The following is a 1,029-nucleotide window of genomic DNA, read 5'->3' as shown; positions in this document are numbered from 1 at the left end:
ACCACCACCACGACGTCGAACCCGCCCGCGGGCGTCGCGACCGGCTTCGCGTCCCAGAACGGCGGGACCACCGGCGGACAGGGCGGGGCGAGGGTCCGGGCCACCACGGGAACGCAGATCCACGCGGCCCTGTGCGGTCGGGCCAGCAGCTCGACCCCGATCATCATCGAGGTCGAGGGCACGATCAACCACGGCAACACCACTCAGGTGTCGGGCGGCAGCTGCTCGACCGCCTCTGGCGTGATCGAACTCAAGCAGATCAGCAACGTCACGATCATCGGTGTCGGCAGCGGGGCGGTGTTCGACCAGCTGGGCATCCACATCCGGGAGTCCCGCAACATCGTCATCCGGAACGTGACGGTCCGGAACGTGAAGAAGTCGGGTTCGCCCACCTCCAACGGCGGCGACGCGATCGGCATGGAGAGCAACGTCCGCAACGTCTGGGTCGACCACGTCACCCTGCTGGCGTCGGGTGGTGAGGCGGAGGGCTTCGACGGCCTGTTCGACATGAAGAACAACACCCAGTACGTGACGCTGTCCTACAGCACCCTGCGCAACTCCGGTCGCGGCGGGCTGGTCGGGTCCAGCGAGAGCGACCTGTCGAACGGGTTCGTCACCTTCCACCACAACCTGTACGAGAACATCGACTCGCGGGCGCCTCTGCTGCGCGGCGGCGTGGGCCACATGTACAACAACCACTACGTGAGCCTCAACGAGTCGGGCATCAACTCCCGGGCCGGTGCCAAGGCCAAGGTCGACAACAACTACTTCAAGAACTCCCGTGACGTCCTGGGCACCTTCTACACCGACCAGCCCGGGTACTGGCAGGTCAGCGGGAACATCTTCGACAACGTGACCTGGTCGGCCCGCGACAGCGAGCACAACCCGGCCGGTCCGGACGTCACGTCCACCACCACGGTCGGCATCCCCTACAGCTACACGCTCGACCAGGCCAGCTGCGTGCCGAGCGTCGTGAGCCGCACGGCGGGCGCCAACAAGGGCATGCCGGTGTCGAACGGCACCTGCTAG

At 66.6% G+C, this 1,029-nt stretch carries 1 protein-coding gene; it reads left to right on the top strand.

All coding sequences use genetic code 11. The features are described 5' to 3' along the window. Positions 1-1,029, top strand: a 1,029-nt coding sequence (locus tag B0I31_RS39855) for a pectate lyase family protein (protein WP_106620561.1), incomplete at its 5' end; no start/stop codon positions are given.

The organism is Saccharothrix carnea, assembly GCF_003014735.1.
In the GTDB taxonomy this organism is placed as follows: Bacteria; Actinomycetota; Actinomycetes; order Mycobacteriales; family Pseudonocardiaceae; genus Actinosynnema; species Actinosynnema carneum.
This window is presented reverse-complemented; position numbering and strand designations above follow the sequence as displayed.